Raw genomic sequence first — 20061 nt, 5'->3', positions numbered from 1 at the left:
CTTGTATGATAATTTGGATGCTAGTTATTACGGTAGAAAATTAATACTTTCAGGTATTGGCTTTCACTATCTTGGCTAGTTGGGAAATCAGATGGTAGGCCAAATGATTGTATCAATTGAAAATGACCTGAATGTGAACTCCCCACTTTAGACATTTCTTTAATGAAGGCTTCTTTTTTATATCCACTGTGGTTGGTGCTTAGGATACATAAACCATTCGGTGCCGTAATATCAAATAAGTCTTGCGCTAGTTTGGCATAATCTTTCTCAGCACTGAATGTTCTTTTCTTAGTACGTGCAAAACTTGGTGGGTCACACACAATCATATCGAATTGTAATTCATGACGTTTCGCATAATTGATGTAATCAAATACGTCCATGACACGTATTTCATGATGTGGTGGCTCACCTTCAATGCCATTCAAAGCAAACTGTTCTTTTGTTTTATCAATACTACGATTAGCTACATCAATACTGACTGTACGCTTTGCTCCACCAACAGCTGCTGCAACTGAAAAAGCTCCCGTATAACTAAATAAGTTTAAGACGCTTAAATCTTGTGCCTGTGTTTGAACAAAACTTCTTACTTCCCTTTGATCCAGGAAGATTCCCGTCATCCAATCTTCGCCTAAGTAAACAGCGTATTGAATATCATTTTCTTTTACAATAAGTGGCTGTGGTGCTAGCTCACCTTTTGTATGACTAATTGCTGCTTCATCTTTAGACACTTTAAAACGTTTTGTTTCGTATACACCTTTAATACTTGGCATTGCACTTAACAATGCCTCTACAAACCATTCACGGTATTCATAGATACCTTCTGAATACCAATTGAATTGCACAAATCCATCATAATAATCTGCTGTTAATCCGCCAATACCATCGCCTTCACCATTAAATATTCTGAAAGCTGTGGTAGCTGTTTGATATTCAGCCAGTAAATCTTTTCTCTTTGCTAAAGCTTCTTCAAACGTATAAGTGATAAATTCTTCATCCCAATATTCATTCATATCTAAAGTAAATACCCATGCTAGACCTTTATTTTGACGTCCAACTAGTGCTTTGGCATTTAATTGACGCTTCGCATCAGTTAAAGCAATTACCATTCCCTCTGCTAAAGTTTCTGCTTGATCTGTTTGTTCAAAATCATCTAATTTTACTAAACGCTCACCAGCTAAAATTCTACTTGTAGCTAATGGTCTTAATCGATATCGTTTCATTATATAAACCTCATTATTTCTTGTATTTTTATTTCATGCGTTTTCCATTATAGTACAACGCATCTACTTTTAATTACCTTTTCCTGATGTTACAATAGTAACACCTAGTATTGACGACTTCAATAGAAGCACAGTGCGATGTGACAGTTGGTAGTGTTTTGCTACGGCGAAGAAAGGAATAGGTAAATGACGGCGACAAATAATCAGGAAGTCAATCAATTGACGCGGGAAGCAATCATGACCGCGATGGTACAATTACTCGAAACTAAAACATTTGATGAGATATCTGTTACTGAATTAACACAAAGAGCAGGCGTTTCACGCATGGCTTATTACCGTAATTACAAGTCCATGACGGCTATCTTTCAAGATATCTGTAATCAATTGTTTTACCGCATTCTAGCAGAAGGCGAACATTATATACTAAGTGGTGATTGGCACAAGTTTTGGTTACACCTTTTTGAATTTCTATACACTAATCAAGATGAAGTCAAACGTGTGCTGGGGAATGAGCAACAGAGTTATTTTATCTTAAATTACCTTAATCAAGCCTTTGGAAGTCACTCTTTAAAAGCAACCACTCGCTATAATATAAGAGGCATGATTGGCTTAGCTTTTAACGTTATGACTGAATGGATTAATCATGACTTTGATATTTCTCCCGATGAGTTGGCTTTTTTATGCATGAATTTTACTACTCAGCAACCAAATGAAATGGACCAGATTGTCATAAACAGTTCTAAAGTTGATCCATTCATCTGAGTAAAGGTGTTTTTAGACAGGGCTTCGCCGATTGAGCTAGCTTTACTAAATTAACTTGAACACGAATCGCTAAATCTATCATTTTATTTTTACGTATTATTATTATATTGATATCGATGCATTCTAATGTGCCAACTCATTTCGCCAGTCGGCACATTGGAAGCAGATTGTGACTTTTTGTTGAACTACCACAAGTCGTGTCTCAGTTCCAAAAACTGGAACATGATAACGAACGAGTCGTGTCTCGGTTTGGAGAACTCGAACACGATCATTTCTAAAAATCACGGAATCACGTCTCAGTTCCAAAAACTGGAACATGATAGCGAACGAGTCGTGTCTCAGTTTGGAGAACTCGAACACGATCATTTCTAAAAATCACGGAATCATGTCTCAGTTCCAAAAACTGGAACACGATTAAAATAAGAAACCCAGGCGGTGTCTTGTCCTATAGTCCACGATGTTTATATTAGATCCACAAGTCGGTTAAATCGTGTCGGCATACAGGACGACACTACTTTTGCTCTTCAATTTTATTGAGCAAATAATGAAAGTAAATTTTCTTAACAATACACCTTGAAGATTCATTATAGCTTCTTATCCGTTTGAACTAAATTAGCGTGATAGTCACGAACGACACGATCACCAATGAAACTATAAAAGCAACCACCGCATAAGAATAACAATATGCTGAGCGAAGTATAAAGCACGTTAAATAAACATAAAACTATTAAACCCTAATAAAAAAATCGCCTAGCTATGAAATATCATAGTCAGGCGATTTTCGCTTTAAGGATTTAATAATTCTTCTAGTAAATAATCAGCTTCTGCAGCCGTTAGTTTATTGATTTCATCTAACTGTGGAATCTTATGAATAATTGGTTTAATTTCATAATCTAAACGATATTCGGTTGTTTCTAAACCAGCCGCTTCATGACTAAATAGATTGAATTCAATATTCTCGACAATTCCCACTAAACTAACTCGATACGTTTGTGTGGTTGGATTATACACAATATTCACTTTAGTTAACTTGTCCAACATAACATTACTATCCATGTTTAAGACTTTAGAGAAGTTTTCAACATAGCGTTCAACACCTTCCGGTGCTTGTGGTAATAATAAATCTGTAATTTCTGAATTAACTGTCACACCGAAATTCAAGCTATTACCTTTATCAGTTAACTCAAAGCGATGATCAGTCGAAACTTGCCAATCTGCGTAAGCTTCATTTTCACCTGACGAATCAATTTCCATTCCTAATTGAAATGCCATCCCAAAGTTATTACTTGTTCTAAATAAATATTCAGGTATTTCTAATCGCTCTAACGACAATAAATACATGTCATTAATTTTGTAAAGTTTGTCCGCTGAAATGCGACTCAAACGATTCAAGTCTGGTAATAAAACTAAGGATTGGTAAGGATCTCTGCTTAAATTGATACGATTCAACTCTGAACTATCGATTGAAACAAACGTATCCGTTAACTCTTCAACTTGTTGATGGACATCCACTGCAAAATATGGCTGATTAAAAAAAGCCATCGAATTTAACAGTTTAAACATTTTAACATAAGCTAAGTCGAAATGTCGGTAGCTGATAAACTCAAAATCATATTGACTAGGAGAAGCTTCAGGGAAGAAGTAACTAAGTGTTCCTAATAAATCGCCCTCTTCTTGATTCCCTACTAGTTTCCCTTTAGAAATGACTTCATTTTTCGGTACATCCGTTAAAGTATACGATATTTGATAATAGTTTAAATTTTCTAATTCGCCTAATGCTTTAACAAAATCATTAATTTGTTGTTCTGCTTGATTAGCTTCTAGCGTTTCACTATCAGGCATGACTTCTTCTTTTAAACTTTCCTGTGAACTCGCTTCTACGTCCTCTATCGACTCTTCCTGTTTAACGTCTTCCATAAGTCGTTGTGTTTTATCTCTGAAACGCGCTTGATAAATCGTATTAGCATGTGCTTCTTTTGTAGGTCTTATTGCACCTACACTAACGAATAAGGCTAAAACTAAAAAAATTCTATTAATTTTCACTTATTCACCACCATTCATTTGTTATTTCTACTATATTAGTCTAGCTAATTTTAAAACTATTTACAAGAAACTAATTTCTTAAGTTTTTTAAGAAAATCTGAAATAAAAAAACTTCCCTCTTCACTGAGCTCTTATCGTTCAGATCAAAGAAAAGTTTTATTTTCACAAAATATGAATCAAAATGCGGCCGAGAAGACTCGAACTTCCACGAGCTAATGCCCACCAGCCCCTCAAGCTGGCGCGTCTGCCATTCCGCCACGACCGCTAATTTAACAATAGACTAATTGTATGACATGTAAGCGTGTTTTGTCAAATGGATTTTAAGTCAATATATGACAATATAAATTAGAAATCTGATATGAAATTTGCTAAACAAATTTCATATCAGACGCAATTCTTAATTAATTAACCATTGAATGTTATTTCTTTTTATTTGCAAATAGTCGTTTTAAACCGATTCGACTTTTGGCTTTATCTACTGAAATTACTTCAACTTCTACAATGTCTCCTACTGAAACTGCTTCAGATGGATGTTTGATAAATTTTTTCGATAATTTAGAAATATGAATTAAGCCATCTTCTTTAACACCAATATCGACAAAGGCACCAAAATCGACAACATTACGCACGACACCTTGAAGTTGTAAGCCTTCGTGTAGGTCGTCCATGCTTAAAACATCTTCTCTTAAAATAGGCGCATCATGACCATCACGTACATCTGCAGTTGGATGCATTAAGCCATCAATAATATCTTTTAAAGTTGCTTCCCCTAAGTCAGCAAAAGTTGTTAATAACTCTTGATGTTTTAAGGCTTTTAGTTTCGTATTCGCTGTTTCGCTCCCTAATTCATTTAAAGAAACATCTGCTACTTTTAAAATCTCTTTTGCTATTTTGTAACTTTCTGGGTGAATACTTGTTTGGTCTAACGGATTTTCCCCACCTAAAATTCTTAAGAATCCAACTGCTTGTTCGAAAGTTTTTGGTCCTAATCTTTTCACGTCTTTAATTTGCGAACGAGTATCAAAACGACCAATTTCATCTCTTAAGCTAATAATATTCTTAGCGGTCGTTTTAGTTAAACCAGAAACATGTTGAAGTAAAGGTACACTAGCCGTATTAATATCCACTCCTACTTGGTTTACAGTTATATTAACCACAAAGTCTAGCTCATCCGTCAACATATTCTGTGCAACGTCGTGTTGGTATTGACCGACACCCATTGACTTCGGATCAATTTTTATTAATTCAGCTAGTGGATCTTGTAGACGACGGGCAATACTCACGGCACTACGCTCTTCTACTTGGTAATCGGGGAATTCTTGACGAGCAATTTCACTCGCACTATAAACAGATGCTCCCGCCTCATTGACAACCACAAATTGAACTTTTCGATCCAGTGTTTGAACAACATCACTGACAAATTGTTCAGACTCACGGCTCGCTGTACCATTCCCAATCGCAATGACATCTACTTGATGTTTCTCTATCATTGCTTTTAAAGCTGGTTTAGCAGCTGCTCTTTGATCAGCTTTAGCGGGTTTATGTGGGTAAATTACACCTTTATCTAGAACACGTCCTGTTTCATTAATCACCGCTAGTTTACATCCAGTACGATAAGCAGGGTCTAATCCTAATACTACACGACCTTTTAAAGGGGCTTGTAGTAATAAATGACGTAAGTTATCTCCAAAAACCTGAATCGCTTGTTTATCAGCACGCTCAGTCGCTTCATTTCTAAGTTCTCTTTCAATTGCTGGGCCAATGAAACGTTTATAACTGTCTTCAATTGCTAATTGTACTAACTCACGCTTCGCAGTTGGTAAATTATCAACAAGCGTTCTTTGTGCCATGTAACGAATAACCGGTGCTTCATCAACCACTAATTTTACATTTAGCACACCTTCTTTTTCAGCACGGTTAATTGCTAAAATTCGGTGTTCTGGTAACTTATTAATCGCTTCTGAATAGTCATAATACATTTGGTAAACTTTCGTTTCATCCAACGCTTCATCTTTAACTTTTGTTGTTAACAATGCGTTATAACGTGAGTATTTACGAATAAATTCACGGTAAGTAGCATTATCTGAGACTTCCTGAGCAATAATTTCATGAGCACCTGCCAGGGCCGCTTCTGCCGTCTCAACTTGTTCATTAATAAATTCTGTTGCTTTTACTAAAGGTTCTTGATTTGATGCAGAAGAATCCTTTAGCCATTCTGCTAATGGACTTAAACCATTCTCTTGAGCAATCATCGCTTTAGTACGACGTTTTTGTTTAAATGGACGATAGATATCTTCAATCTGTTGTAAAGTCAGTGCTTGTTCAATTTGCTCTGAAAGTTCATCTGTTAGCTTTTCCTGTTCAGCAATTAAACGCGTCACTTCTTCCTTACGTTGCTTCAAATTCATCATATATTGGTAACGTTGTTCAATATCATGAATTTGTACCTCATCTAATGAACCCGTTACTTCCTTACGATAACGAGCAATAAAAGGAATTGTGTTACCCTCTGTTAATAAATTCAACACTGCTTCTACTTGAGTTGGTTTTACTTGTACTTCACGACTTAATTGCGCGACTAATTGTTTGTGTTCTGATACTTCTGTCATATCTATCTCCTTAAACTTTAACCTGATATACTTTTTTAACTTGATGATGGTCGATTTCCAAAGCTAATAAACTTCCGCCGTAAACGGCACCACCATCAATTCCTAATTTATTATCTTTATGCCAAATCCCCGTTGCATTCCAATCATGATGTAAATTCATCGTCGGTGTATGCCCAAAAATTATTATTTTGCCTGTTTTATTCGCCATTTCATGGAAATTTTGACGAATCCATACCATATCATGGGAACTTGTATTACGCCAATCTTGCAGCGTTAAATCTAACCCAGCGTGAACAACAACAAACTCACCAAACTCTACGAAATAAGGCAATTCACTCAGCCATTCTTCCAACCATGGGTGTTGTTCATGAAGTAAACGCGATAATTTTATACGTGAATACTGACTAATCGTCTGCTTATTCTCACCGAGTAACTGTGCGACGGTTTCCATCCCGCCATTACGCGCGTAAGACGCCCAATTACTAATAGGATTATGGAGAAACGCTAGAAACATCTCTTCGTGGTTACCACGCAGGCAGATTGCACCATGTTCTAATTGTAATTGTCGAACTAAATTCAAAGTTTCTGCCGAATTCGGACCTCGATCAACATAATCTCCAACAAAAATTAATTGTTGAGAATCTGGTTTCCAGTTTTTTAGCATTTCCTCTAATGACGTGTGCATTCCATGGATATCTCCAATCACAAAAGCTTCCTTTAAATCATTATTTACAAAGGCTTCCATCGTGCGCCCTCCTTCCTCTCTTTACCATTCTTCATTATACCACATTCTGCTTAAACTCTCATTTTTACCGTCCCGACGACACCTCTCCTGCAAACACGAACGTTAACTTTTTCAAAATATCAATTGTTAACATTTTTTGTTTTTTATCTTTTTTTATATGCTATACTCAGTTTCGTAATTATATAGATATATTTTTTAGGAGGATTTTTTGTGGATAAGTTTTTTAAGTTAAGAGAGAACGGTACTAAAGTTAGTACAGAAATTACAGCGGGGATTACAACCTTCCTTGCGATGTCTTATATTATTTTTGTAAACCCATCGTTATTGGCTTTGTCAGGTATGCCTAGCCAAGCTGTTTTCCTAGCTACTATCTTTTCATCGGCAATTGCTACATTAATTTTAGGTTTGTTCGCTAACGTACCTTACGCTGTTGCACCAGGTATGGGATTAAATGCATTCTTTACTTATACAGTAGTCTTCTCATTAGGCTTTACTTGGCAAGAAGCTTTATCAATGGTTTTCATCTGTGGTGTTGTTAATATCCTGATCACAGTCACAAAAGTTCGTAAAATGTTAATTGTTGCGATTCCAGAAGCTTTACAACATGCAATTTCAGCAGGTATTGGGATTTTTATTGGTTATATCGGAATTAAAAATGCTGGTTTATTAAACTTCACAATTGATGGTTATAACATCCTTTCAATTAATGGTGGTGACCCAACAGCGTTTGAAGGTGCAATTGATTCAGTTGTTGCGAACAGTGGTGCTCTGCCAGCATTAGTAAACTTTACTGAACCTGGAGTTTTATTAGCATTAATCGGTTTAGTAATTACAATCATCTTAATGTTACGCAACGTTCAAGGTGCGATTTTAATCGGTATTATTGCAACAACAGTTCTAGCTATTCCAATGGGCTTAGTTGATCTTTCAAGCGTGAACTTAGTTGATAATTCATTAGCTAGCGCATTTGATGATTTAGGTGAAACGTTCTTAGTTATCTTTACACCAGCTGGTTTACCATCATTATTCTCTGACTTAACTAAGTTGCCAATCGTTCTAATTACGATTTTCTCATTCAGTCTATCTGATATCTTCGATACAATCGGAACATTTATTGGAACTGGTCGTCGTACTGGTATCTTCTCTGAAGAAGATGAAAAAGCTGTTGAAAACAGTAATGGTTTCAGTTCTAAAATGGATAAAGCATTATTCGGTGATTCAATTGGTACATTAGTTGGCTCATTATTCGGTACTTCAAACGTTACAACATTCGTTGAATCTGCTGCTGGTATTGGTGCTGGTGGACGTACTGGTATGACATCGGTTGTTACATCTATCTGTTTCTTATTAGCAATGTTCTTATCACCAATTATTGGAATTGTTCCAACTGAAGCTACTGCGCCAGCATTAATCATCGTTGGTATTCTTATGGTTGGTTCATTGAATGACGTCAACTGGACTGATTTCTCTGAAGCTGTTCCAGCATTCTTTGCTTCAATTTTTATGGGCTTAGCTTACTCTATCTCTAACGGTATCGCTGCTGGTTTTATCACTTACGGTATTGTTAAAACATTTAAAGGTGAAGCTAAAGAAGTACATCCTTTAATTTGGGTATCAATTGTATTATTCATCTTAAACTATGTTGTAATGGCCTTTATTTAAACTTATTTAAGAGTTGACCTTGTGTCAGCTCTTTTTTTTAGTATAAAGGATTATAATTTTTATATTGATTTACCAAGCTTTATACTCCACTTTCTTTATTGATAGGCAGAGCAAGCGATTCTATTAGTAGCGATCGATTGTCCCTTAACTGTATCGGTACCGCTTTAGCAAACAAATCGCTGAACTACGTTGAGTATTCCAACAAAAGTAAATCGATATAATCAATTTATACTGCTAAACATAATTTAAAGTCGTCGGACTAAGTCCGAGTTTTTTTTATTCTAATTAGTAGCTGGATGTCTAATTTTCGTGTACAATTGAACTGAATATAAAGGAGTGATTATGATGGAATTAACATTTACTGAAGCAGCAGTCTCTGCCTTATCTGAACGCCATGCAGTGAACCAATTAAGTCTATTTTATGATGCCGGAACTGAAGTTTGTGCATGTGCAAATTCGGGAGTCTTTAGGTTAATCGCTAATGATAACAATGACCCTTATGACACAATTATCGACACAAACTTAGGTCAAGTAAAAGCTCAAGGCTGGGCAATGATTTACTTGGACGCACACAACGTCATTGACTATAGCTCAGATCGTCATTCATTTGTTTTAAAAAGCGAACGTGGTTTCCTAAATTTAAATTTATCACTGAAAGTATTACCTAATGAAACTGTCGCTTCTAAATAACACGTATTGATAGCCTCGATTATTTCGAGGCTAATCTTTTACCTTGGAATCGTTAACTTCGGATATAACAATCATTTGTGGAGGTGGGTTATGGAAATACAAACAAAACTACGCTTGAATTATTGGCAAATTATTTTTATCGGGTTTGGCTTTTTAGCATCTAGCTTAGCTTGGGCAGTTTATAACGCTCAAGTACCGCTCATTCTTGATGAGCGCTTTTCTTTAAGTCGTACGCTTATTGGAACCATCATGACAATCGATAACTTCTTTGGTGTTATTTTGCAACCATTAATTGGTACTTGGAGTGATAATACTCATTCGAGATTTGGCCGCCGTTTGCCTTGGATTGCTTTAGGACTCCCAATTTGTGCATTGTTGTTCACTCTCGTGCCTTTACAAACAGTTTTATGGCAATTCATGTTGGTTATTGTCTCTTTTAACTTCATTATGGCACTTTGGCGAAGTCCGGTTGTTTCAATTATGCCAGATGTTGTGCCCTCACCTTTAAGAAGCGAAGCTAACGGTATTATTAATTTAATGGGAGGTGTTGGCTCGATTATCGCCTTTTATTATGGTGGCGTTTTATCAGATTTAACCGAAGATAAATTCTATGCCTTTTTTATGGCTTCAATTATTATGCTGCTTGCCCTTATTTTATTATTCCTATTTGTACGTGACCCTGACTCTCTACTCTATAAAGAAACTCATGGAATACCCATCCGAAATTCCTTAGCCAATCGCTGGGCTCGTCTGTCACAACAACAATTTACTGAAGAATATTCCGCCTTGGTGGATGAGAATTTTAATACTGAATCAACTGTTAAACAACGCACTAGTCTGACAGCTTTTCTAGATTTACCGAGCCAACAACAAAAAAGCTTGGCTGCCCTTCTGATTGCTATTTTTGCTTGGTTTATGGGTAATAATGCAATTGAAACCTTTTTTACTTTGTTTGCAACCAATACTTACGGCATTTCTGGTGGACAAGCTACCATGATGTTAGCTGGATTTTCTTTAGCTTTCTTATTATTTGCTGTACCAGCAGGAAGAATCGGGCACAAGTTCGGCCGCAAACGTACAATTCTCATTGGTTTGATAGGTTTTATCATTATTTTTGTATTGATAATTGCTAAACCTAGTCAGATGTTACTCCAATTTTTATTAATCATTGCCGGTTTCTTTTGGGCATTTATTAATATCAATTCATTACCAATGGTACTGGAATTCGCAACCCTAAGTAGTATTGGCACTTTTACTGGCTATTATTATATGTTTTCATTTTCTGCTTCCATTGTCAGTCCGATTTTTTATGGTTTCTTGCAAGATTTTTTCAAAACTGATGCCTTATTGTTTGTTTTTGCGCTCATATGTTTTATTGTTTCATTCATCAGCGTATTATTTGTTAAACATGGAGAGGAAACAACGCTTAAATAATAACCATAAATTTCTCAATCAAATTAATTAATTATATACACAATAAATATCACAAAGTTTGTTCTAGTTATTTTTTTTACGTTATTAATTCTCAACTAGTGAGTTCAAAAAAAAAAACCTAAATCATACTTTTTCTATGACTTAGGAGTATTTGCTATTTTTTTGCTGAAGCAAACTTAGTTTGATAAAAGAATTTCAGAAACATCACAATTAACCATAAAGACTGGATTCCAAACATAATAAAAATATCTTTTAAGAAAATGCCACAAATGGCTGCTAATAAAGTTCCACCAGCTAATAATCTTAAAGTTATCGATAGACTCTCCTTAAAATCTCGAATCACTGATTTTTTCTTAGTGAGATAAAGTAAAAAAGCTACCCCAAATATAAATAGTGAATTCATCATCAGTCCCGTCAAGCCAATATTAATCATAATTGTTAAATAGATTGCGCCACGATTTTTATTTAAGATTAGTTGCTTTAAATTCTCGATACTCGTGATCGAATCCGCTTCTGTTAATTTAATTTGTAGAGGCTGCTGATTATTTTCTGAGTCTAAGTATAAAGATAACATTTTATCGCTCGCGTTTATCCCTACTTTATCTTTAAAATCTTTAGCAGAAAGACCTACTCCAGCGAGTACATTACTTTCCACTTGTAAAATTTTTGCTTCCTTGACATCAGATAAAGAAGCATTTGTTACTTCTTTTAATGTTTCTGAGCTTAGTATCGAAATAGATTCTGGAACAATCTGTTCAACTAACATCTTTGATTGACCTAGAGATTGATTTATAATCGGTAACAAAAACAAGAACGTAAGTAGAATGAGCAGAACGATTAATTGCCACCAAGTATATTGTTGACGTTTTGCAAGAATTTGCTTAACTGAAAAAATAGTTTTAAAAAAATTTAGTGGAAAATGCTTCATTATTGTCTATCCTTTCGTACCTCCAGAAGTTAAGCCAGAAACGAAATTCTTTTGTAAAAAGAAGAACAATAGAACAATTGGTAAAGATATTAAAATCGCTCCAGCAGCAAATAGCGTCACTTTCTGATTTCTTGCATCATTAATAAATGTCTGTAGGCCTACTGCAACTGTAATTTTATCTGGTGAGCGCAATAGAAAACGCGCTAACATATAATCGCCAAATGGCCCCATAAAGGCCCATAATGCCTGAACCGCAATCATTGGACGTACTAAAGGCAGAACGACCTGAACTAAAATTCTAAGGTTGCCTGCACCATCCAGTTTAGCTGATTCATCCAAGGAAATCGGAACAGTGTCGAAATAACCTTTCATTAGCCAAGTATTCATCGGAATTCCTTGCCCCACGTATAGAAGTGTGATGAACCAAAATTGATCCAAACCGCCAAATAGAAAGGCCATAACATAGAATGCTGTCAAAGCAGCCATCGTCGGAACCATCTGAATAATTAAGAAGAACATCAAACTTTGTTTTCGGCCTAAAAAGCGATATCTGCTGTAAGCAAAACCTGACAGAATAATCACGGTAACTTGGATAAGCATTGTCCAAGCAGCCACAAATAGCGTATTTTTATACCATGTCAAATAGAGTGTATCTTCGAATAAACGGCGGAAATTTTCAAATGTCCAATTTGTTGCCCAATCTAATTTGAAAGCAATCAGGTTTCCTGACTTAAAAGCCGATGCAACCGTAATGAGTAAAGGATAGATAACAATTATCGCAACGCTAATCATAAATAGATAGGTAAAAAACTTGCCGAGCAATCGCTTAGTCTTCGCTGATTTTCTTCTCATAATTAATCCTCCATTTCAAAAGCAGTCGTTTTCTTGAATGAAATCATTGAAACAACAATAACAATTCCAGAAATCATTAACGTTACAGCAGCAGCAACTGAGTATTGAGGTGATCCACCGGTGGTTAATTTATAAATCCATGAAATTAAAATATCCGTTGAACCTGCATTATTCCCGATACTGCCTGGTCCGCCTTGATTAAATAAATAGATCATCGAAAAATTATTGAAATTGCCCGTATACTGTGTAATGAAAGTTGGCGCAGCAACTAAGAAAATTGAAGGCAATGTGATATTTCGGAAAGATTGAAAAGCACTAGCGCCATCAATTTTGGCGGCTTCATACAGTTCTTCAGGGATTGCTTGAAGTATGCTCGTTACCATCACGTAAATATATGGGAAACCTAACCAACCTTGTATAAGGATTAAGGCTGTTTTTGACCAGAATGGATCGGTTTTCCAAGGTATACTTCCAATTTCAACAAAAGGTAAATGGTTTAACCATGGAATAACTTGCACATTAATGGCTCCAGCCGTGTCATTAAAAATGTTTGAAAAGCTCATAATGGTAATAAAAGCTGGTACTGCCCAAGGTAGTAAGTAGATTACCCCGAAAAGGCGTTTGAATTTTATGAAAGATTGATTACTTACAACTGCTAAACTCACGCCTAAAATTAATTGCAAACTCGTTGAAAGCAATGTCCAAATCAAAGTCCATGAGAATACTTTGACAAATGTTTTTTGATAAGAGGCTAGTGTAAAGATATTACTAAAGTTATTTATGCCTATCCAATCAAGTAAATTTGCTGGTGGAATATGTTTAAAATCATAATTAGTAAAGGCCATAAAAATAGTTACTAGAACCGGAAAAACGATCGAAATAACCATCATGATAAGTGCAGGACCTGTTAGTAAATATGGAAAGCCATTTTCATAGACACTCTTCAATGTGCTTTTCCAACTTTTATTGGCAGGTAAGCCAGCATTATACTGCTTAGCTACCTTAACAGCATCTCGAATATTAAATAACCAAAAACATATGAAAATGACTGTTAATACCATTTGCATGGTTCCTTGAATCAACATAAAAAGAGAATGATCAACAAAAGGTGTCGAGCCTAAAGTTATAAAATTTTGAAAGGCATTAAAGCCCCAAAAATACATCTCAACCGAGAACAGCAGACCTATCAACATAAAAAGAAAGCCTTTAATTATTTGGCGATTGTAGAGCTGCCCTACTCCTGGAATGATCGAGAGCACCCCTGCTAATAACTCACTTTGCTTGTTTTTCATTGTTTATCGTTCCTTTCTTCCAGCATTATAATTCTCGATAAGACAATAGCAAGCTGGCCATAAATGTCCCTGCCCTATCCAAATAGTTGACTCTATTCCTTAAATACGTGAATAGAGTCAACCATACTGTTTTATTAATGCTTTTGTTCAATTGATTCCTTAATTGTTTGAACCGCATTCTGAGCAGATTCTTCAGGTGTCATATTTCCTGAGCCTGCATCAAAAAACATGTTTTGAGCTCCAGCCCAAACTTCTGCCATTTCTGGAATATTTGGCATTGGATGTGAAACAGCATATTGCTCAATGACTGCTTTCGTTAATTCATCATCAGATTTTGCAATTTCTGCTTGAGCTTCGACGTTGACTGGAATGTCACTTCTCATCTCATATAATTTCAACTGATTTTCTTTATTCGTCAAATATGTAACAAATTGCTCGGATAACTCTTTGTTTTTAGAAAAATTACTTACAACCCATGCTTTACCACCACTAAATGATTCATAATCATTGCCGTTTGGAAGGGTTGGTATTTTGGCTACTCCATAATTTAAACCTGCTTCTTTAAAGTTATTCGCATCCCATGGTCCACTAATAATGGCTGCCGTTTTGCCACTTGTAAAATAATCTAAAATTAAGTTGCTGTTTGCAGTAACATCTAACATCCCTGCTGGCCAAACATTTTGATACCATTCGGTTGCATAAGTAATTCCCTCAATCGCACCTTCATTATCTAGTCCAATATCTTGTGGATTACTGCCATCCTCTCCAAATACATAACCACCGTTACCAGCAATTAAGCCATAAGAGAAGTATAAATCCGTCCATTTCGCTAAAAATCCAACATTGTAATCGCCATCTTTGTATTGATCATCTTTTGCTAACTCTTCTAGTTCTTCGAAAGTAGTCGGTGCTTCAGATATTAAGTCGCGGTTATAATATAAAACGAGAGACTCTACCATTGCTGGTTGACCATAAGTTTTGCCATCAAAGCTAACTTGTTGTTCATCGGTTTCTGTAAAACGTCCGTCATCAGGTAATGAAATTTGCGCTAAATAACCTTGAGCTCCACCTTGTCCCACTCGGTCGAAGGGTGACATTGTCACATCTGGTCCCAAATCAGATGGTCCATCTAATGGTAATGCATCCATTTGCTCAAAAGCATCTTTTTCAACAACTTTTACCGTTACATCATGCTCACTTTCGAAAGCACTTTTTACTTCATTTATATAATCGATGTAATCTGTCCCAACTGAAATGGTTAATTCCTTCGTCTCAGTTACTGTTGGCTCCTCATTCGTACAGGCTGCCAAAGTCAAAATACCTACTGTCAAAGCACTAAACTTAGCTATTTTCTTTAAACTTTTCATTCTATATTCCTCCTAATATTTTTCTAATAAAATGTAGTAACTATAATTCTCTAACATGATTGTTTCGGATAATTCAATCCTTGTTTGGTCCATAAGATTTAGATATGATTTGTTCTTCATTTCATGCGGTAGTTCGACTTGTTGGCTTTCTTGTGTATTAAATAGGAAATAAATTGTTTCAGTTTGAGAATATTTTTTAAACATAACAGTGGAATTATCATAGTATAGAAATGCATAATCACCACTTGAACCCATAGCTGAATATTCATTTCTTAGAGAAATTAGCTGTTTTAAATTACTTTCTGATGCTACTTCTCCCCAAATCATCGGACGGCGATTATCTGGATCATCCTCACCTTGCAGATAGATTTCACTACCATAGTAGAAACAAATTGATCCAGGAACAGTAGATAATAGTGCAAAGCACATATCCACTTTTTGCTGATCATAGTCGGCACAATTAATAATTCGCTGTGTATCATGACTATCTAATAAGGTCATCATGCCATCATTAACATTCTTGGAATAGCGAGTATACGCATGCACAAATTGTTCAACAAAATCAATCCCATCAATTCTTCCAGCAGCTATCCATTCTTGAATAGGCTTAGCAAGAGGATAATTCATTACCCCATCAAATTGATCACCATTTAACCAGGCTTGGCTGTCATGCCAAATTTCACCGCATATGTAAGTGTCAGGCTTAATTGCTTTAGTTGCGCGTCTAAATTGTCTCCAAAATTCATGATCGACTTCATTGGCAACATCCAGACGCCAACCATCAATGTTAGTTTCTTTTATCCAATATGTCGCAATATCAATTAAGTAAGCAATGACCTCTGGGTTATTAGTGTTCAATTTAGGCATATTTGGCGAGAAATTCAAATAATGATCGCCATCAAAGAAAAACCAGTCATAATAGATCGATTTTTCTCTTTTTTGCCAGGCATCTTGAAACTGATAAGAATTCTTGCCAATATGGTTAAACACAGCATCTAACATGATACGGATGCCTTTTTCATGTGCTAAATCAACTAAACGACGTAATGTTTCTTTATCACCAAAAGACGAATCAATTTCGTAATAATCTTCTGTATCATATTTATGTGACGATGGCGCTTTGAAAATTGGCGTTAAGTAAATACCTGTGATCCCTAGTTCTTCAAGATAAGGTATTTTTTCAATGATCCCTTCTAGATCACCTCCATAAAATTCATATTCACCCACTGCAGGAGCTGTTGTATTTTCCCACGAGTTTGTACCCAGCACATCATTCGATAGATCGCCATTATTAAAACGATCTGGGAAAATTTGATACCAAACGGTATCTTTCACCCAACTTGGTGGATTAAACACATCTTTAGTATGAAGATAAGGGAAGGAAAAATAGCTATTGATATCATTTTGAATATAATCATCATCGACCGAGAAAAAGCCTCGTTCAATAAATAATTCTTCTTTTTCATCTTTTTGAAGTAAAAAGCCATAGCGCATTTTTAATTCAGGTGGCGTCACTTCTAGAAACCAATAATCATACAGTTCGGTAGAAAATTCCTTTACCATTTGAACTTTGCTTTTTCCCCAAATCCACTGCCCTTTCGAATTTTCTTTCCATCCCTCCTCGCTACTCATTAATACATAAACATTGGTTAGGTCATCTCGTTTTGAACGAATTCTGAGATGAATGTTATTTTCATTAAAAGCATAAGCATAGCTACTCTTTGTCTTATGTAAGATGGACTGTTTATCCATAAAATCCCTCCACTTGTTTCAAATAATTCATTGAATCATATTAAACCTTGTTAAGTTTAATGTGTTAACTTGCATTATCTAATCGATGAATGGCCTTTTTTGTTATTGGCTGATGCTTTGACAACATCTCCAAATCATTAGATTCGATTATTTTTCTCAGCGTAATTCTTTAATCCGATTTAACTTAAGCGTTTAAGTTGAAGGCAAAAAAAATTAGAATTACCTGTATAATTTACTCTTTGCTTAACAACTTATGCGCTTAAGTGATTTTATTATATCAAGTCTTTTGAGAATGTCAATATTTTGAGTAGACGTTTTCACAAAAATATACATTTCAGTTACTAACTCTAACTGTTTGGATCCTCCCCCTGCACTCTTTGATAGTCTCAAAAAAAAATAAACACAGTTCTCCATTTGGAAAACTGTGTTTGAGCTTAACAATGCTTAGTCGTATTTTGTAATCATGATCCTAGGACAAAAAGACTGGAACAATCACTTTTTTATTATGTTCCCAAATATTACTTTTCCAATCTGTAAAAAAGACCATTGTATCTTGAATATTTTTGATTACTTCTTTATTATCGATTAGAATCTTTTTGGTTGAATCCCTTAACAGCTTCTGTTCACTATCATGAATTAAACTATATAATGTTAGTTGAGTTTCTGCAAACTCTCTCTCAAGTTGCAAAGCAGTAATTTCATTCAAAACCAAGACTGCTTTTATATTTTTTTCCTTAATATATTGGAAATAGTCTTCACTACTATCCATTACATGGCCCTCTTTAAAAAGCGCTTGTGCCTGAGAAACCACACCTTTATCAACACTAGAATCAATCACTAATAGTTGTTCTTCCGTTTGAGTATCCTTTAAAAAAGCCGTAAAAATAGCCTCATAATCGATTTTAAGCCTCCTAAAAATCTCAAAGGCTACATTGCCACCGAAGAAAAGGATCGGAATGTAGAAATTGGATGTAAATTTCTCAGAGGTCTCTTCGTTAAAATTCAATACCAACAAAAAGTCAAAATACTTATCATGAATTAATTGGACATCTTCGATAAAATTATTGACTTGTAAAGGAATAACTTCGATCCCTTTTGCAGATAATTCTTGCTGTAATTGCGAGAAAAATAAACTAAATACATATTTTGAGGCAGCTGATTCGAGCAATTTTTTTTCATATACGAAGCCCAATGTTCTGTTCTGAACACTCGCCTTAGCAAGCGATTTTGCATTCATATTAGGGACATAATTTAATTCCTTAGCTATTTGAAAAATCTTCAATCGCATCTCATGACTAATCGTTTGCTTTTCAGAATAATTTAATACATATGAAACAGTAGCAGTCGAAACGCCTGCTTTTTCTGCAATATCCTTCATTGTAGGTCTTTTCATCTTAAATTCCCCCATTAGTCATTCGATCAGTTGATTAGATAGAGCGAGCCAGTTCGAGTATGTGCTTGTTTCCATCAAAAGTATATCAAGTAATTATAAATTAATCTATCTAAAGTAAGTTAATGAGCATTAAGTGAAACGGAGTTCGAATTTTTTTATTGTTCTAAAAGGATATCATTTTTTTAAAACTCGGTCTAGTTCAAATATTTTCTCTCTTAGTCTTTCTAGCTGCTCTCTCGTTCTCTTTAGATTATTCTGGACCGAGAGATCTGTCCAGATATTATCAAACCAAACATCAAGGAACTCAGTGCTAAAATCTAAATAAAATTTATCGGGTAAAGATAGTTCGATATGAACATATTCGTCTTGAAGTTTTCGCATCGTATCTTCTATTTCCTTTAATAACTGATTGCTATCTTTCATACGATTCCTTTTAATAACGCTTGAAATCATACCTCCCCCGAGAATATCGTACAATCCCCAATTACTGGCACTATTTAGTTTCTTCAGAGCTTCTTCTATTAACGCTAAAACTTTTTCAGTGTGTTGTTTAACTTCTCGCATCTCTTTATGTTGATCCATAAACTTCCTCCTATAGTAGATTTTATTTTCTTAAACATATCACTTATCCATATTTTCTTAAAATAATTGGCCCAAATAGTAAAGTAAGATAATTGTTCGCTTTAGTAAATCTTACACTTAATTTCCTTCGATTAGATTAAAACTCGAAGTAGCCAATTTAAATGAAATCATTCAATCTACTTTCTTAATAATTTCTATTCCACATGACCAAGTATCCTATTGTATTTCTCAACAGTATTACAAATAGCTCACTGTGTTGGTTTTCCAATTCGCGAATTTAAACATTGAATTAGAATCACTAGTTACCTAAGAAGCTAAACCTTATTAATTTACTCTTTACAGGAAATTGAGCAAAATACGAACGTCAGTGAGGCTTTGAAAGTAACCAGCGTCTTGGATTGAGCGAAGCACGAAAAGCGGTAAATCAACATAAAACTTATGTTCCCTAATCCTAAAAAAAACTAGGAGACCGAAGTTCCCTAGTTTAATGGGCTGTAAAATTTTGAGTGTTGGTGACCTAAAAAGTCAAAGTGAGTCATCACTTTGGCTTTTTTTCATGGAGTCTTATAGTCGAATAATCATTAGATATTAAGCTGCGGTTACTTCATCTGAAAAGTATAAGGGGCGAATCGGTTTGTTAGATCTAGCGAGTAACTTTTGACTTAGAAAGACACGCGCACGTAAATGTTCAAAGTTTCGATAACCAAAACCACTTCGCTTGATTGTTTTA

15 protein-coding genes and 1 tRNA gene are annotated in these 20061 nt (G+C 35.2%); 4 read left to right on the top strand and 12 right to left on the bottom strand.

Annotation, left to right across the window (positions count from 1 at the left end; translation table 11 throughout):
- Positions 1-20 precede the first annotated feature (20 nt).
- A complete protein-coding gene (locus GF867_RS03340) occupies positions 21-1220 on the bottom strand; it encodes a class I SAM-dependent rRNA methyltransferase (protein ID WP_153831705.1) in 1200 nt (399 codons plus the stop codon).
- A 186-nt stretch (positions 1221-1406) separates the two neighbouring features.
- Between GF867_RS03340 and GF867_RS03335 the strand changes: the two genes are divergently transcribed.
- Complete coding sequence (locus GF867_RS03335; protein WP_153831704.1) at positions 1407-1982, top strand: TetR/AcrR family transcriptional regulator; 576 nt, start codon at positions 1407-1409, stop codon at positions 1980-1982.
- A 786-nt stretch (positions 1983-2768) separates the two neighbouring features.
- Here GF867_RS03335 and GF867_RS03330 read toward each other — a convergent pair.
- The 4 genes from GF867_RS03330 to GF867_RS03315 form a co-directional block, all read right to left on the bottom strand.
- Positions 2769-4025 carry a hypothetical protein gene (locus tag GF867_RS03330; protein WP_153831703.1) on the bottom strand — a complete coding sequence of 419 codons (1257 nt, stop codon included), beginning with the start codon at positions 4023-4025 and terminating at the stop codon, positions 2769-2771.
- 182 nt (positions 4026-4207) lie between these two features.
- A tRNA-Leu gene (locus GF867_RS03325) sits at positions 4208-4290 on the bottom strand.
- 154 nt (positions 4291-4444) lie between these two features.
- Positions 4445-6634, bottom strand: coding sequence for a Tex family protein (locus GF867_RS03320; RefSeq protein ID WP_153831702.1), 2190 nt, complete (start codon positions 6632-6634; stop codon positions 4445-4447).
- A 10-nt stretch (positions 6635-6644) separates the two neighbouring features.
- Complete coding sequence (locus tag GF867_RS03315; protein ID WP_153831701.1) at positions 6645-7379, bottom strand: metallophosphoesterase family protein; 735 nt, start codon at positions 7377-7379, stop codon at positions 6645-6647.
- A 210-nt stretch (positions 7380-7589) separates the two neighbouring features.
- Here GF867_RS03315 and GF867_RS03310 point away from each other — a divergent pair, with 210 nt between their 5' ends.
- The 3 genes from GF867_RS03310 to GF867_RS03300 all read left to right on the top strand — a co-directional run bounded on the left by GF867_RS03310 (position 7590) and on the right by GF867_RS03300 (position 11165).
- Entirely contained in the window at positions 7590-9041 is a 1452-nt protein-coding gene (locus GF867_RS03310; RefSeq protein ID WP_366927739.1) for an NCS2 family permease, read from the top strand.
- A 345-nt stretch (positions 9042-9386) separates the two neighbouring features.
- Positions 9387-9731: an iron-sulfur cluster biosynthesis family protein gene (locus GF867_RS03305; RefSeq protein ID WP_172972623.1), complete on the top strand. Its 345-nt coding sequence runs from the start codon at positions 9387-9389 to the stop codon at positions 9729-9731.
- Between the two features lie 90 nt (positions 9732-9821).
- On the top strand, positions 9822-11165 hold the full coding sequence (locus tag GF867_RS03300; protein WP_153831699.1) for an MFS transporter: 1344 nt from the start codon (positions 9822-9824) through the stop codon (positions 11163-11165).
- A gap of 154 nt (positions 11166-11319) precedes the next feature.
- On the opposite strand, the gene GF867_RS03295 is transcribed toward GF867_RS03300, so the two are convergent.
- The 7 genes from GF867_RS03295 to GF867_RS03265 form a co-directional block, all read right to left on the bottom strand.
- Complete coding sequence (locus tag GF867_RS03295) at positions 11320-12093, bottom strand: hypothetical protein (RefSeq protein ID WP_153831698.1); 774 nt, start codon at positions 12091-12093, stop codon at positions 11320-11322.
- A gap of 6 nt (positions 12094-12099) precedes the next feature.
- On the bottom strand, positions 12100-12945 hold the full coding sequence (locus GF867_RS03290) for a sugar ABC transporter permease (RefSeq protein ID WP_153831697.1): 846 nt from the start codon (positions 12943-12945) through the stop codon (positions 12100-12102).
- Between the two features lie 2 nt (positions 12946-12947).
- The gene (locus GF867_RS03285) at positions 12948-14237 is read right to left on the bottom strand and encodes a carbohydrate ABC transporter permease (protein ID WP_153831696.1); all 1290 of its coding nucleotides are present in this window, start codon (positions 14235-14237) and stop codon (positions 12948-12950) included.
- Between the two features lie 134 nt (positions 14238-14371).
- Positions 14372-15604, bottom strand: coding sequence for an extracellular solute-binding protein (locus tag GF867_RS03280; protein WP_153831695.1), 1233 nt, complete (start codon positions 15602-15604; stop codon positions 14372-14374).
- A gap of 12 nt (positions 15605-15616) precedes the next feature.
- Positions 15617-17356: a glycoside hydrolase family 13 protein gene (locus GF867_RS03275; RefSeq protein ID WP_153831694.1), complete on the bottom strand. Its 1740-nt coding sequence runs from the start codon at positions 17354-17356 to the stop codon at positions 15617-15619.
- Positions 17357-17825: 469 nt separating this feature from the next.
- Positions 17826-18734, bottom strand: coding sequence for a LacI family DNA-binding transcriptional regulator (locus tag GF867_RS03270; protein ID WP_172973946.1), 909 nt, complete (start codon positions 18732-18734; stop codon positions 17826-17828).
- 189 nt (positions 18735-18923) lie between these two features.
- Complete coding sequence (locus GF867_RS03265; protein ID WP_153831692.1) at positions 18924-19331, bottom strand: hypothetical protein; 408 nt, start codon at positions 19329-19331, stop codon at positions 18924-18926.
- Positions 19332-20061 lie beyond the last annotated feature (730 nt).

This window comes from Fundicoccus ignavus (assembly GCF_009659375.1).
GTDB lineage: Bacteria > Bacillota > Bacilli > Lactobacillales > Aerococcaceae > Fundicoccus > Fundicoccus ignavus.
The sequence above is the reverse complement of the archived record's forward strand: the minus strand, read 5'-3'. Positions and strand labels throughout refer to the sequence as shown.